We start from the raw sequence: 14,424 nt of genomic DNA on the forward strand, positions 1-14,424 counted from the left end.
ACAGACAGAGCTGACTGAGCTGATGGACCAGCAGATGGACAATCGGCACGAAGGGGCGGCACCAGCACCGTGAGGGACACCCGACAGAGTCGACTACTGCTGGTCCTCCTGGTCGCGCTCGCATTTGCCCTGATCACCGTCGACATCAAGGGCGGGCAGGACTCGCCGCTCGGCGCCCCGCGCCGGGCGGTGGCTTCCGTGCTGGGGCCGGTGGAGAACGCCGCGGCCGGCGCGGTCGACCCGGTCGCCGGATACGTCAAGGCGATCCGCGACGCCAGCACCGACCAGGAACGGCTGCACCAGATCACCCGGGAGAACACCGAGCTGCGCCAGCGGCTGGCCTCCTCGGACGCCGCGACCGGCCGTACCAAGCAACTGGACGACATGCTGCGCACCGCCGGCACCGGCGGCTACACCATCAAGGCCGCGCAGGTGATCGCGATCGGCGCGGCCCAGGGCTTCTCCTGGACCATCACCATCGACGCCGGCAGCGACGACGGCCTGACCCGCGACATGACCGTCATCGACAGCCAGGGCCTGGTCGGCCGAATCACCACCGTCGCCCCGACCACCGCCACCGTGCTGCTCGCCTCCGACCCCGGCTTCACCGCCGGCGTCCGGCTGGAGGGCAACAACGAGATCGGCTTCGCGGCCGGGCAGGGCGCCTCGCCGATGAAGATCGAGCTGCTCAACGGCCGCGCCCAGGTGAAGGCCGGCGACCGGCTGGTCACCTTCGGCTCGCAGAGCGGACGCCCGTTCGTCCCCGGCGTCCCGGTCGGCACCGTCAAGGAGGTGCAGGCCACCCCGGGCCAGCTCACCAAGACCATCCTGGTCGAGCCGTACGTGCAGTTCACCCGGCTCGACCTGGTCGGCGTGGTGGTCGTGCCGCCGCGCACCGACCCGCGGGACGCCGTGCTGCCGCCGGTCCCCGCCGCCTCCGCCGGCGCCGGGGGCAACCCGCAGGCGCCGATCGCCGCCGTACCGCCCACCACCGGGGGGAACTGATGTTTCGTCCGTCTCGGATCCTGCTGTCCGCCGTCCTGCTGGTGCTCGCCCTGGTGATCCAGGTCAGCGTCCTCGGCCGGCTCCAACTGCCCGGCGCCACCCCGGACCTGCTGATGCTGGTGGTGGTCGGCCTGGGCCTGGTCTACGGGTCCACCGGCGGCTGCCTGACCGGCTTCGCCGCCGGCCTGCTGGCCGACCTCGCCCCGCCGTCCGACCACGCGGTCGGCCGGTACGCGCTGGTGCTCTGCCTGGTCGGCTACGGCGCCGGGCTGCTCCGCCCGGACAGCGGCCGGCAGCGCTCCGCGCTCGGCGCGATCGGCGTGGTCGCGGTCGCCGCGGTGGTCTCCACCCTGCTGTACGCCACCGTCGGCGCCCTGGTCGGCGACACCGCCGCCCGGCATGTCGGCCTGACCGGACTGGTGTTCAGCGCCCTGCTGTACGACGTGCTGCTGGCCCCGTTCACGGTGCCGCTGGTGATGCTGCTGGCCCGCCGCTTCGACGGCGACCGGGTGGTCAACGAGACGGTGCGCGGCGCGGACGGCGGCTCCGGCCTCGGCGCGCTCGCCCGGTACCGGACCACGCGGGAGCCCGCGTCCACCGCCTCCTACAAGAAGAGGCGCTCGCTCGGCCTCGCCAAGCGCCCCTGAGCCCGGTACGGAGCCCGCACACGTGACGAACATTCCCGAGACCGGCCGCACCCGACGGGTGACGATCCGGCTGGTGGTGCTGCAGATCCTGGTGCTGTCGCTGCTGGCCACCCTCGGCGGCCGGCTGTGGTACCTGCAGATCCGCAACGGCAAGGAGTTCACCGCCAAGGCCGAGGGCAACCACATCCGCGAGGTGGTGGAGCCCGCCGTCCGCGGCGAGATCCTGGACGCCGCCGGACGGATCCTGGCCGGCAACGAGACCAAGCTGGTGGTGTCGGTGTCCCGCACCGCGCTGATGCAGCAGAAGGACCACGGCAAGGCGGTGCTGACCCGGCTCGCCGACGTCCTCGGCGTGCCCGCCGACGACGTCAAGAACAAGGTCCGGCTCTGCGACGCGAAGACCCCGCAGCCGTGCTGGAACGGCTCCCCGTACCAGCCGATCCCGGTCACCCAGCAGGCCACCACCCAGCAGGCGATGCAGATAATGGAGCGCCGCGAGGACTTCCCCGGCGTCACCGCCCAGCCCACCGCGCTGCGCCGCTACACCGGCGCGGAGGGCGCCAGCGCCGCCCAGATCCTCGGCTACCTGTCGCCGGTCACCGACGACGAGGTCACCAGGACCGCCGACAAGACCGGCCGAGAGCGCCGCCTGCCGTCCGACCAGATCGGCCGGGCCGGCCTGGAGTCCGTCTACGACGACGACCTGCGCGGCACCACCGGCGTCGACCGGCTGGAGGTCGACAACCTCGGCCGGGTGATCGGCAGCGCCGGCACCACCCCCGCCCAGCCCGGCAACAACCTGATCACCTCGATCGACGCCCGGGTGCAGAAGGTGGTCGAGGACCAGCTCAACCAGGCCATGGTCGAGGCCCGCAAGGTGTACGACAAGGAGACCAGCAAGAACTACGTCGCCGACTCCGGCGCGGCCGTGGTGATGGACGTGCACACCGGCCGGATCGTCGCGATGGCCAGCGCCCCCACCTACGACCCCAACCTGTGGGTCGGCGGCATCTCCGCCAAGGACTACGAGGCGCTGAACAGCAAGGACTCCAACTACCCGCTGATCAACCGGGCCATACAGGGTCAGTCCGCCCCCGGCTCGACGTTCAAGGTGATCTCCACCACCGCCGCCGTGCAGGCCGGCTACGACCTCAACGGGCACTACCCCTGCCCGAAGTCGCTGACCATCGGCGGCCGGGAGTTCAAGAACTTCGAGTCCGAGCAGTTCGGTGACATCTCCCTGGAGAAGGCGCTGGAGGTGTCCTGCGACACCGTCTTCTACGGCCTGGCCTACGACCAGTGGATGAAGGACGGCGGCCTCAAGCCCAAGAAGGACGCCCCGGACTGGTTCTTCAAGACCGCCCACGAGTTCGGCCTCGGCGCCAAGACCGGCATCGACCTGCCGGGCGAGGTCACCGGTCGGGTCCCCGACCGGCAGTGGAAGCAGTCGTACTACGAGGCGATGAAGCAGTCCTGGTGCGACCAGGCGGCCAAGGGCGGCCACGAGTACGCGGACGAGATCGCCCGCGAGAACTGCGTCGACGGCAACCAGATGCGCGCCGGTGACATGGTCAACTTCGCCATCGGCCAGGGCGACACCCTGGTCACCCCGCTGCAGATGGCCCGGATCTACTCGGCGCTCGCCAACGGCGGCACCCTGTACCGGCCCAGCATCGGCAAGGCGGTCGTCAGCCCCGACGGCACCCTGGTGCGCGACATCGCCCCGCACGAGGACGGCAAGATCCCCGCCCAGGGACAGCTGCTCGACTACATCGACCAGGCCACCGCGGGCGTCATCACCAGCGGCACCGCCGCCTGGAAGTTCACCGGCGCCGGCTGGCCGCAGGGCAAGATCGAACTGCACGCCAAGACCGGCACCGCCGAGGTCGCCGGCAAGCAGACCACCTCCTGGCTGACCACCTACAGCAAGGACTACGCGGTGGTCATGACGATCAGTCAGGGCGGCACCGGCTCCGGCGGCTCCGGCGACTCGGTGCGCCGGATCTACCAGGCGCTGTACGGCGTCGACGACAAGGGCAACATCGACAACGCCAAGGCGCTGCTGCCGCAGCCGCAGGCCGAACTGCCCAAGTTCAACCCGGACGGCACCGCGATCGTCCAGGCCGCGTACACCTACGAGGGCAACCGCTCCTTCCTGGACCCGGCCCGCCCCGCCCAGGCCGACCCGGCCACCGCGGTGGCGCTGGCCGCACTCGAACCCAACCGGACCGGAAGCCAGGGAAGGGGCCGGTCATGACGTCCTACGGCTCGTACCGCACCGTCCGGCTCTCGCCGCGGCGCTCCTCGCTGTCCCGGGCGCTGGCCAAGGACTCCCCGCTGCGCCGGGTCGACTGGATCATAATTCTGGCGGCGCTGGCGCTCTCCATGATGGGTTCGCTGCTGGTCTGGTCCGCCACCCGCGGCCGCGACTCGCTGACCCACGGCGACCCGCAGTACTTCCTGTACCGGCACCTGACCAACCTGATGATCGGCATCGGCCTGTGCGTCGCGACGATCACGCTCGGCACCCGCCGGCTGCGCACCGCGGTGCCGTTCCTCTACCTCGCCGTGATGCTGATGCTGTTCGCGGTGCTCAGCCCGCTCGGTTCGACCATCAACGGCGCGCACAGCTGGATCCAGCTCGGCGGCGGCTTCTCCATCCAGCCCGCCGAGTTCGCCAAGCTGGCGATCGTGCTGGGCATGGCCACCGTGCTGTCCGCCCGGGTGGACGCCGGCGAACGCGAGTTCCCGCCCTCCCGCAGCGTGCTGCAGGCGCTGGCGGTGGCCGGCTTCCCGATGTGCGTGGTGCTGCTGATGCCGGACCTCGGCTCGGTGATGGTCATGGTGGTCACCATGTTCGGCGTGCTGCTGGCCTCCGGCGCCGCCAACCGCTGGGTGTTCGGCCTGCTGGGCGGTGGCACCGTCGGCGCGCTCGCGGTGTGGAAGCTCGGCATCCTCAGCCAGTACCAGATCGACCGGTTCGCGGCCTTCGCCAACCCCGCGCTCGACCCGGCCGGCGTCGGCTACAACACCGCCCAGGCCCGGATCGCCATCGGCTCCGGCGGCCTGACCGGCATGGGCCTGTTCCACGGCACCCAGACCACCGGCCAGTTCGTGCCCGAGCAGCAGACCGACTTCGTGTTCAGCGTGGCCGGCGAGGAACTCGGCTTCATCGGCGCCCTGGTGATGATCGGTCTGCTGGGCGTCATCCTGTGGCGGGCCTGCCGGATAGCGCGCCAGGCCACCGACCTGTTCGGCACCGTCCTGGCGGCCGGCGCGGTCACCTGGTTCGCCTTCCAGGCCTTCGAGAACATCGGCATGAACCTCGGCATCATGCCGGTCGCGGGCATCCCCCTGCCGTTCGTCTCCTACGGCGGCTCGTCGATGTTCGCGGTCTGGATCGCGATCGGACTGCTGCAGTCGGTCCGCTCGCAACGGCCGATAGCGATCTGACCCGTTCGGCCCTTGCGGGCGTGGAAACAGTGACCCTCGGGGCTCGGCTACCCTTGAGGGTCACTGCTTTTTCTGCCGTAAAGGTCCTTGCGCATGACAGTCGAATCGGTCTTCCCACGCCTGGAGGCCCTCCTCCCGCACGTCCAGAAGCCGATCCAGTACGTCGGTGGCGAGCTCAACTCGACCGTCAAGGACTGGGACGCCTGCGACGTCCGCTGGGCGCTGATGTACCCCGACGCGTACGAGGTCGGGCTGCCCAACCAGGGCACCATGATCCTCTACGAGGTGCTGAACGAGCGCGAGGGCGTGCTCGCCGAGCGCAGCTACAGCGTCTGGCCCGACCTCGAAGCCCTGATGCGCGAGCACGGCGTCCCGCAGTTCACGGTCGACGCGCACCGCCCGATCAAGGCGTTCGACGTCTTCGGCCTGTCGTTCTCCACCGAGCTCGGCTACACCAACATGCTGACCGCGCTCGACCTGGCGGGCATCCCGCTGCTCGCCGCGGACCGCACCATGGACGACCCGGTCGTGCTGGCCGGCGGCCACGCCGCGTTCAACCCCGAGCCGATCGCCGACTTCATCGACGCCGCCGTGATCGGCGACGGCGAGCAGGCCGTCCTCGACATCACCGACATCGTCCGCGCCTGGAAGGCCGAGGGCCGCCCCGGCGGCCGCGACGAACTGCTGCTGCGCCTCGCCAAGACCGGCGGCGTGTACATCCCGCGGTTCTACGACGTCGAGTACCTGCCGGACGGCCGGATCGGCCGCGTCGTCCCGAACCGCCCCGGCGTGCCGTGGCGGGTCTCCAAGCACACCGTCATGGACCTCGACGAGTGGCCCTACCCCAAGCAGCCGCTGGTCCCGCTCGCCGAGACCGTGCACGAGCGGATGTCCGTCGAGATCTTCCGCGGCTGCACCCGCGGCTGCCGTTTCTGCCAGGCCGGCATGATCACGCGCCCCGTGCGGGAGCGAAGCATCACCGGCATCGGCGAGATGGTCGAGCGCGGCCTGAAGGCCACCGGCTTCGAGGAGGTCGGCCTGCTCTCGCTGTCCTCCGCCGACCACTCCGAGATCGCCGACGTCACCAAGGGCCTCGCCGACCGCTACGCCGAGGACAAGATCGGCCTCTCGCTGCCCTCCACCCGGGTCGACGCCTTCAACATCGACCTCGCCAACGAGCTCTCCCGCAACGGCCGCCGCTCCGGCCTCACCTTCGCCCCCGAAGGCGGCTCCGAGCGGATCCGCAAGGTCATCAACAAGATGGTGTCCGAGGAGGACCTCATCAACACGGTGGCCACCGCGTACGGCAACGGCTGGCGCCAGGTGAAGCTGTACTTCATGTGCGGCCTGCCCACCGAGACCGACGAGGACGTCCTCCAGATCGGCGAGATGGCGAAGAACGTCATCGCCAAGGGCCGCGAGGTCACCGGCACCAACGACATCCGCTGCACCGTCTCCATCGGCGGCTTCGTCCCCAAGCCGCACACCCCCTTCCAGTGGGCCCCGCAGCTGTCCGCCGAGGCCACCGATGAGCGGCTCACCAAGCTCCGCGACTCCATCCGCGGCGACCGCAAGTTCGGCAAGAACATCGGCTTCCGCTACCACGACGGCAAGCCCGGCATCGTCGAGGGCCTGCTCTCCCGCGGCGACCGCCGCCTCGGCGCCGTCATCCGCGCCGTCTACGAGGACGGCGGCCGATTCGACGGCTGGCGCGAGCACTTCTCGTACGACCGCTGGATGGCCTCCGCCGAGAAGGGCCTGACCGGCACCGGCGTCGACGTCGACTGGTACACCACCCGCGAGCGCACCTACGAGGAAGTCCTCCCCTGGGACCACCTCGACAGCGGCCTCGACAAGGACTGGCTCTGGGAGGACTGGCAGGACGCCCTCGAGGAGGTCGAGGTCGAGGACTGCCGCTGGACCCCGTGCTTCGACTGCGGCGTCTGCCCGCAGATGGACACCCACATCCAGGTCGGCCCCACCGGCAAGAAGCTCCTCCCCCTGACGGTCGTCAACAACTGACGCCCCCGCAGCGGAACTTCGCCCCCGTCGCCCATGTTGCGGCGGGGGCGTTGTGCTGCGTCGCAGCGAAGCGAGCGGAGGACCCGCCGGCCGGCGGAGCCCGGTTCGACCGGCTGAGCGGCCGGGGCGGTAACAGGCCCGGCGCGGGTGGGGTGGGGTACCGCGTACCCTTGGAACGACAGAGTTCGGCCGGAGCCGCAAGCGGTGCGAGGCCGGACGGGGACATACTGACGAAGGACTGAGCTCCCTGGCACGCCGCACGCCCGACGGTCCGCCGCCCGCGCCGACGGTGCAGCGCATCCGTCTGCGCTACACCAAGCGCGGCCGTCTGCGCTTCACCAGCCACCGGGACTTCCAGCGGGCGTTCGAGCGCGCGCTCCGCCGCTCGGCCGTCCCGATGGCCTACTCCGCCGGCTTCACCCCGCACCCGAAGGTCTCCTACGCGAATGCCGCCCCCACCGGCACCGCGAGCGAGGCCGAGTACCTGGAGATCGGTCTCGCCCAGGAGCGCGACCCGGAGGCGCTGCGTCGCCAGCTCGACGAGTCGCTGCCGGACGGCCTGGACATCACCGACGCCGTCGAGGTCCGCACCAGCAACTTCGTGGAGCGCCTGGAGGCCTCCGAGTGGCTGCTGCGCCTGCCCGGCGTGGAGCCCGAGCAGGCCGGGCGGGCTGCCGCCGCGTTCCTGGCCGCCGAGGCGGTCGAGGTCCAGCGGATGACCAAGAACGGCCTGCGCACTTTCGATGCGCGCGCCGCTGTCGCCGCCCTCGACGTGCTGCCCGAGGGCACCTCGCAGGTCGGGATCGGTGACGACACACTCACCCAGGGTGCGGGCGATGTTCGTACGGGTGCTCCCTGTGCGATACTGCGCCTGGTAGTACGACACGCCACACCCGCCGTACGACCCGACGACGTATTGTCCGGCCTCCGTTCGACGGCCGACCTCGCGCCGCCGGTCCCCGCAGAGGTGACCAGGCTGGCGCAGGGGCCGCTCGACGAGCAGACCGGCACGGTGACCGACCCGCTGGCGCTCGACCGCGCCGCGGCCGAGGTCGGCCGGTAGGCCGCCCCGCCGCGCGCAACCGCCGTCCGCCGAGTGGGCGGGAGCGCAGGCACGGAGCTCGTCTCCGCGTCTGCGGCTCCCCGGCCTCCGCAGCTCCCCAGGGGAGCGGGCGTCGTTGCGTGCAGGCCCGGCCGTCCTCGGCCCGGCCGCTTGAAAACTGAGAAGACTGGTCAGACCAGAAGACTTTTCGACTCCCCGCGTCCTGCGGGGGTCGAGCGAGACTACGAGCCCCTGTGCGGCCTCGCGTCCGAACGACGGCACCGTGGGAGCCGGAACCGCCCGAAAGGCGCGGCCGGCTGGTGAATGCGGTGGCACGTCGTGCCCGGATGCGGAGCCCGGGGGCCTGACGGGAGACACACCCGCATGCTCGAAAACACCGACCCGCAGTCCGCTGCGGCCGACCACAACGACGACGGCGCCTCCGCGGCCCCGCCGCGCCGCCGTCGCCGGGCGGTATCCCGCCCGGCCGGCTCCCCGCAGGGCGCCGCGAGCGAGAGCGCCGAGACCGTCGTCACGGGCGCCCCGGCGAGCGCCGAGGAGCCCCCGGCCGCCGAGAAGCCCGCCCGGGCCCGGCGCACCCGCAAGCGCGCGGAGTCCCCGGCCGGTGCGCCGGAGACCGCCCCCGCTGCCCCCGCTGCTGCCGAGCCGGTCGCCGAGGAGCCCGCCGCCGAACCGGCCGCGGAGGAGAAGCCCGCTCGTGCCCGCCGGGCGCGCAAGCGCGTCTCCGCGCCCGCCCAGAGCCCCGTGGCGGCCGAGGAGCCGACCGTCGAGGAGCCGGTCGCCGAGGAGCCCGCCGCCGAACCGGCCGCGGAGGAGAAGCCCACTCGTGCCCGCCGGGCGCGCAAGCGCGTCTCCGCGCCCGCCCAGAGCCCCGTCGTGGCCGAGGAGCCGGTCGTCGAGGAGGAGCCCGAGGCCGAGCCGGTCGCCGAGGAGCCCGCCGCCGAGCCGGTCGTCGAGACCTCGGCCGAGCCGCCGCGCGCCCGCCGCCGTGCCGTCCGCCCCTCCACCGCGATCTTCCAGGCGCCGGTCTTCCAGGAACCCGCTGCCGCGGCCGCGCCCGCCGCCAAGGCCGAGCCGGCCCCGGCCGCCGTCGCGCCGCAGGAGGAGACCGAGGGCGACGACGAGTTCGAGTACAGCGGCGTCGGCCGCCGCCGCCGGGTGCGCACCCAGGTGCGCGTCCAGCAGCCCGCGAAGGGCGGCCGGGGCGCCAAGGCCGCTCAGCCGGCCAAGGCCGCCGCCCAGCCCGTCAAGGCCGCGGAGCCCGTCAAGGCCGCCCCGCCGGTGAAGGTCGAGGCCCCGGCCGAGGTCGAGGCGCCCGCCACCGGCCCCGAGCAGGAGTCGGAGTGGGAGGAGGACGGCCGTCCGTCCCGCCGCCGCCGTCGGGGCGGCCGTCGCCGCCGCCGCGGTGACGCCGAGGACGCGGGCGAGCCGACCGAGGCCGTCGAGACCGAGGCCGAGGACACCCACGAGGAGCCCGAGGCCCAGGACGGCCACGACGAGGGCGAGGACGAGGACGACGACCTGGCCGCCGGCCTGTCCTCCTCGCGCCGTCGCCGTCGCCGTCGCCGCCGCAGCGGCGAGGGCGGCGCCGACGCCGGCGAGACCACCGAGGACGGCGTGCGCACCGTGGTGAAGGTGCGCGAGCCGCGCCGCCGCTCCACCGAGCCCGCGTTCGACCCGGACGAGGTGCAGTCCATCAAGGGCTCCACCCGCCTGGAGGCCAAGAAGCAGCGCCGCCGCGAAGGCCGCGAGCTGGGCCGCCGCCGGGTGCCGATCATCACCGAGGCCGAGTTCCTGGCCCGCCGCGAGTCCGTCGAGCGGGTCATGGTGGTGCGCCAGACCGGCACCCGCACCCAGATCGGCGTGCTCGAGGACGGCGTGCTGGTCGAGCACTACGTCAACAAGGAGCAGGCCACCAGCTACGTCGGCAACGTGTACCTGGGCAAGGTGCAGAACGTGCTGCCGTCGATGGAGGCCGCGTTCGTCGACATCGGCAAGGGCCGCAACGCCGTGCTGTACGCCGGCGAGGTCAACTTCGGCGCGCTCGGCGGCCACAGCGGCCCGCGCCGGATCGAGTCGGTGCTGAAGTCCGGCCAGTCCGTGCTGGTGCAGGTCTCCAAGGACCCGATCGGCCACAAGGGCGCCCGCCTGACCAGCCAGATCTCGCTGCCCGGCCGCTACCTGGTGTACGTGCCCGAGGGCTCGATGACCGGCATCTCCCGCAAGCTGCCGGAGAACGAGCGGGCCCGCCTCAAGCAGATCCTCAAGAAGATCGTCCCGGACGACGCGGGCGTGATCGTCCGCACCGCCGCCGAGGGCGCCTCGGAGGAGGAGCTGACCCGCGACGTCCAGCGCCTGCAGACGCAGTGGGAGGAGATCCAGAAGAAGGCCGCCTCCGGCAACGCCCCGGCGCTGCTCTACGGCGAGCCCGACATGACCGTGCGCGTGGTCCGCGACATCTTCAACGAGGACTTCACCAAGGTCATCGTCAGCGGCGCGGACGCCTGGAGCACCATCCACGAGTACGTCTCCAACGTCGCCCCCGACCTCACCGAGCGCCTGCAGAAGTGGACCTCGGACGTCGACGTGTTCGCCACGTACCGGATCGACGAGCAGCTGATGAAGGCGCTGGACCGCAAGGTCTGGCTGCCCTCCGGCGGTTCGCTGGTGATCGACCGGACCGAGGCGATGGTCGTCGTCGACGTCAACACCGGCAAGTTCGTCGGCCAGGGCGGCAACCTCGAGGAGACCGTCACCCGCAACAACATCGAGGCGGCCGAGGAGATCGTCCGCCAGCTGCGGCTGCGCGACCTCGGCGGCATCATCGTGATCGACTTCATCGACATGGTGCTGGAGTCCAACCGGGACCTGGTGCTGCGCCGCCTGCTGGAGTGCCTGGGCCGTGACCGGACCAAGCACCAGGTGGCCGAGGTCACCTCGCTCGGGCTGGTCCAGATGACCCGCAAGCGGGTCGGCCAGGGCCTGCTGGAGTCCTTCTCCGAGCCCTGCGTGCACTGCAACGGCCGCGGCGTGATCGTCCACATGGACCAGCCGCACAGCCACGGCGGCGGCGCCGCCGCGAGCACCGCCACCACTGCGGGCGAGGGCGGCGGCAAGCGTCGTCGCCGGGGCCGCGGCGGGGCCGGGCAGGCCGAGGCGGAGACCGTCGAGACGGTCGAGGGCGTCGAGCCGGTGGAGCTCGTCGAGGAGCCGGCGCCGGTCGAGGCGCCCGCCGTCGAGGTCGAGGAGATCGTCGAGCCGGTCGCGGTCGAGGAGGCCCCGGTGGCCGAGCCGACCGTCGAGGAGAAGCCGAGCCTGGTGGAGATCCCGCCGGCCGCGTCGGCCGCTCCGGCCCGTACCCGGCGTCGTGCCGTGCGCAAGGCCACCGCTCCGGCCGGGGCGTCCGGCGAGGCCGAGATCGTGGTGCTGCAGGCCCGCGCGGAGGCCGCGATGGAGGCCGCGCTGAGCGCCGCGGAGAAGTCCGCCGGCGCGCAGCAGGAGGTCGCCGAGACCGCCGCCGAGGTGACGGCCGAGGCGGTCGCCGCGGTGGAGCCGGAGGCCGAGGTCGCCGTCGAGGTGGAGACCGAGGAGCCGGCGCCGAAGAAGCGGGCCGCCCGCAAGACGGCCGCCAAGACCGCCACCAAGGCCGCCGCCAAGACGGCTGCGAAGAAGACCACCACCGCAAAGAAGACCGCGGCGAAGAAGACCACCGCCACGGCCGCCAAGAAGACCACCGCCCGCAAGACCGCCACCAAGCGGACGAGCGCGGCGGCCAAGAAGGCCGCGGCCGCCGAAGGTGACGGCGCCGCAGAGTGAGCCCCGGGGCCGGGGCCGCCACCACATCGGTGACGGCCCCGGCCCTTCGTACGGCCCGGTTTGTCTTCGGCTGGACCGGTCCGTATTCTTGACCCTCGGCGTGTTGACGCCATGCTCCTGAGCACTTCACCTCCCGAGCGAGAGCCGGTTTCCGGCACTTTTCGGGGGAGGCGGCCTGTGTCCATACCCAGGCCGCTGGCATCGGGAGTTCCGACCGAGTTAGGAAAGTAGGTACCGCATGTACGCGATCGTTCGCGCCGGCGGCCGCCAGCACAAGGTCGCCGTGGGCGATGTGCTGGAGATCGACCGTATTGACGCCAAGCCGGGTGACTCGGTCGAGCTCTCGACCATCCTCGTCGTCGACGGTGAGTCCGTCACCTCCGACCCGTGGGTGCTCGGTGGCGTGAAGGCTCACGCCGAGGTCGTCGACCAGACCAAGGGCGACAAGATCGTCATCCTGCGCTACAAGAACAAGACCGGCTACCGCCGTCGTCAGGGCCACCGCCAGAAGCACACCGCGGTGCGCATCACCAGCATCGACTCGGTCAGCAAGTAATCACACTTACTGCGGTCTTCCTAGAAAGGGGATAGCCAGATGGCACACAAGAAGGGTGCGAGTTCCACTCGCAACGGTCGTGACTCGAACGCCCAGCGCCTCGGCGTGAAGCGCTTCGGCGGTCAGGTCGTCTCCGCCGGCGAGATCATCGTTCGCCAGCGTGGCACCCACTTCCACCCGGGTGCGAACGTCGGCCGTGGCGGCGACGACACCCTGTTCGCGCTGACCGCCGGTGCCGTTCAGTTCGGCAACCGTCGCGGCCGCAAGGTCGTCAACATCGTGGCCGTCGAGGCCTGAGTCTGTACAGACTCGCTGTGAAGGGTGGGCCGGGACTATCCGGGCCCACCCTTCGTGCTTTACCTGCAGGACCACTTTTCTTCTTCGCACAGGAGGCAGACACATGACCACCTTCGTGGACCGCGTCGAACTGCACGTCGCCGCGGGTAACGGAGGCCACGGCTGCGCCTCCGTGCACCGCGAGAAGTTCAAGCCGCTCGGCGGCCCCGACGGGGGCAACGGCGGCGAGGGCGGCTCGGTGACCCTGGTGGTGGACTCCCAGGTCACCACGCTGCTCGAGTACCACCACTCGCCCAAGCGCAAGGCCACCAACGGCAAGCCCGGCGCGGGCGGCCACCGCACCGGCGCCGAGGGCCAGGACCTGATCCTGCCCGTCCCGGACGGCACCGTCGTGCTCGACCGCAAGGGCAACGTGCTGGCCGACCTGGTCGGCCACGGCACCACCTTCGTCGCCGCCCAGGGCGGCCGCGGCGGCCTCGGCAACGCCGCGCTCGCCTCCGCCCGCCGCAAGGCCCCCGGCTTCGCGCTGCTCGGCGAGCCCGGCGAGGCCCGCGACATCGTGATGGAGCTCAAGTCCGTCGCCGACGTCGCGCTGGTCGGCTACCCGAGCGCCGGCAAGTCCTCGCTGATCTCGGTGCTCTCCGCCGCCAAGCCGAAGATCGCCGACTACCCGTTCACCACCCTCGTCCCCAACCTCGGTGTGGTGACCGCCGGTTCGACCGTCTACACGATCGCCGACGTGCCCGGCCTGATCCCCGGCGCCAGCCAGGGCAAGGGCCTCGGCCTGGAGTTCCTGCGGCACGTCGAGCGCTGCGAGGTGCTCGTCCACGTCCTCGACTGCGCCACCCTGGAGCCGGGCCGCGACCCGCTCACCGACCTGGAGACCATCGAGGACGAACTCGCCCAGTACGGCGGCCTGGAGGACCGGCCGCGACTGGTCGCCCTCAACAAGGTAGACGTCCCGGACGGCCAGGACATCGCCGACCTCACCCGCGCCTCGCTGGAGGAGCGCGGCTACCGGGTCTTCGAGGTCTCCGCGCTCGCCCACAAGGGCCTGCGCGAGCTCTCCTTCGCCCTCGCCGAGATCGTCTCCGTCGCCCGCGCGGCCAAGCCGGTCCAGGAGAACACCCGCATCGTCATCCGGCCGACCGCCGTGGACGACGCCGGCTTCACCATCGAGGAAGAGGACGGCGCGTACCGCATCCGCGGCATCAAGCCCGAACGCTGGGTCCGCCAGACCGACTTCGCCAACGACGAGGCCGTCGGCTACCTCGCCGACCGGCTCGCCCGCCTCGGCGTCGAGCAGGAGCTCTGGAAGGTCGGCGCCAGGGAGGGCGACACCGTCATCATCGGCCCCGACGAGAACGCCGTCGTCTTCGACTGGGAGCCCACCATGGCCGCCGGCGCGGAGATGCTCGGCCGCCGCGGCGAGGACCACCGCTTCGAGACCCAGCGGCCGGCCGTCGACCGCCGCCGCGAGAAGCAGCGCGGCCGGGACGCGGCGGAGCAGGAGTACCTGGACTTCGAGGCGCTCAGCTCCGGCCGGGAAGAGCTGGACCAGTAAC

The 14,424-nt window shown here is 71.8% G+C and carries 10 protein-coding genes; all 10 read left to right on the forward strand.

Annotated features, from left to right (window positions below):
- The first annotated feature begins 69 nt into the window (after positions 1-69).
- The 10 genes from mreC to obgE all read left to right on the forward strand — a co-directional run bounded on the left by mreC (position 70) and on the right by obgE (position 14,423).
- Positions 70-1,005 (forward strand): rod shape-determining protein MreC, encoded by a 936-nt coding sequence (gene mreC / locus ACIQF6_RS13880; protein ID WP_400894049.1) that lies wholly within the window; start codon positions 70-72, stop codon positions 1,003-1,005.
- The gene (gene mreD / locus ACIQF6_RS13885) at positions 1,005-1,652 is read left to right on the forward strand and encodes a rod shape-determining protein MreD (RefSeq protein ID WP_400894051.1); all 648 of its coding nucleotides are present in this window, start codon (positions 1,005-1,007) and stop codon (positions 1,650-1,652) included. Before mreC ends, mreD begins: the two co-directional genes overlap by 1 nt.
- A 22-nt stretch (positions 1,653-1,674) precedes the next feature.
- Positions 1,675-3,909, forward strand: coding sequence for a penicillin-binding protein 2 (mrdA, locus tag ACIQF6_RS13890; RefSeq protein ID WP_400894053.1), 2,235 nt, complete (start codon positions 1,675-1,677; stop codon positions 3,907-3,909).
- The gene (rodA, locus tag ACIQF6_RS13895) at positions 3,906-5,105 is read left to right on the forward strand and encodes a rod shape-determining protein RodA (protein WP_400894055.1); all 1,200 of its coding nucleotides are present in this window, start codon (positions 3,906-3,908) and stop codon (positions 5,103-5,105) included. The genes mrdA and rodA overlap by 4 nt, the downstream gene beginning before the upstream one ends.
- A gap of 93 nt (positions 5,106-5,198) precedes the next feature.
- Complete coding sequence (locus ACIQF6_RS13900) at positions 5,199-7,127, forward strand: TIGR03960 family B12-binding radical SAM protein (protein WP_400894057.1); 1,929 nt, start codon at positions 5,199-5,201, stop codon at positions 7,125-7,127.
- A gap of 289 nt (positions 7,128-7,416) precedes the next feature.
- Positions 7,417-8,190, forward strand: coding sequence for a TIGR03936 family radical SAM-associated protein (locus ACIQF6_RS13905; RefSeq protein ID WP_400894059.1), 774 nt, complete (start codon positions 7,417-7,419; stop codon positions 8,188-8,190).
- A gap of 363 nt (positions 8,191-8,553) precedes the next feature.
- On the forward strand, positions 8,554-12,006 hold the full coding sequence (locus ACIQF6_RS13910; protein WP_400894061.1) for a ribonuclease E/G: 3,453 nt from the start codon (positions 8,554-8,556) through the stop codon (positions 12,004-12,006).
- Between the two features lie 238 nt (positions 12,007-12,244).
- Positions 12,245-12,562 carry a 50S ribosomal protein L21 gene (rplU, locus tag ACIQF6_RS13915; protein ID WP_099899174.1) on the forward strand — a complete coding sequence of 106 codons (318 nt, stop codon included), beginning with the start codon at positions 12,245-12,247 and terminating at the stop codon, positions 12,560-12,562.
- A gap of 39 nt (positions 12,563-12,601) precedes the next feature.
- Positions 12,602-12,859 (forward strand): 50S ribosomal protein L27, encoded by a 258-nt coding sequence (gene rpmA / locus ACIQF6_RS13920; protein ID WP_014135732.1) that lies wholly within the window; start codon positions 12,602-12,604, stop codon positions 12,857-12,859.
- Between the two features lie 103 nt (positions 12,860-12,962).
- Positions 12,963-14,423: a GTPase ObgE gene (gene obgE, locus ACIQF6_RS13925; protein WP_400894063.1), complete on the forward strand. Its 1,461-nt coding sequence runs from the start codon at positions 12,963-12,965 to the stop codon at positions 14,421-14,423.
- Position 14,424: the final 1 nt, after the last annotated feature.

This window comes from Kitasatospora sp. NPDC092948 (assembly GCF_044754805.1).
GTDB lineage: Bacteria > Actinomycetota > Actinomycetes > Streptomycetales > Streptomycetaceae > Kitasatospora.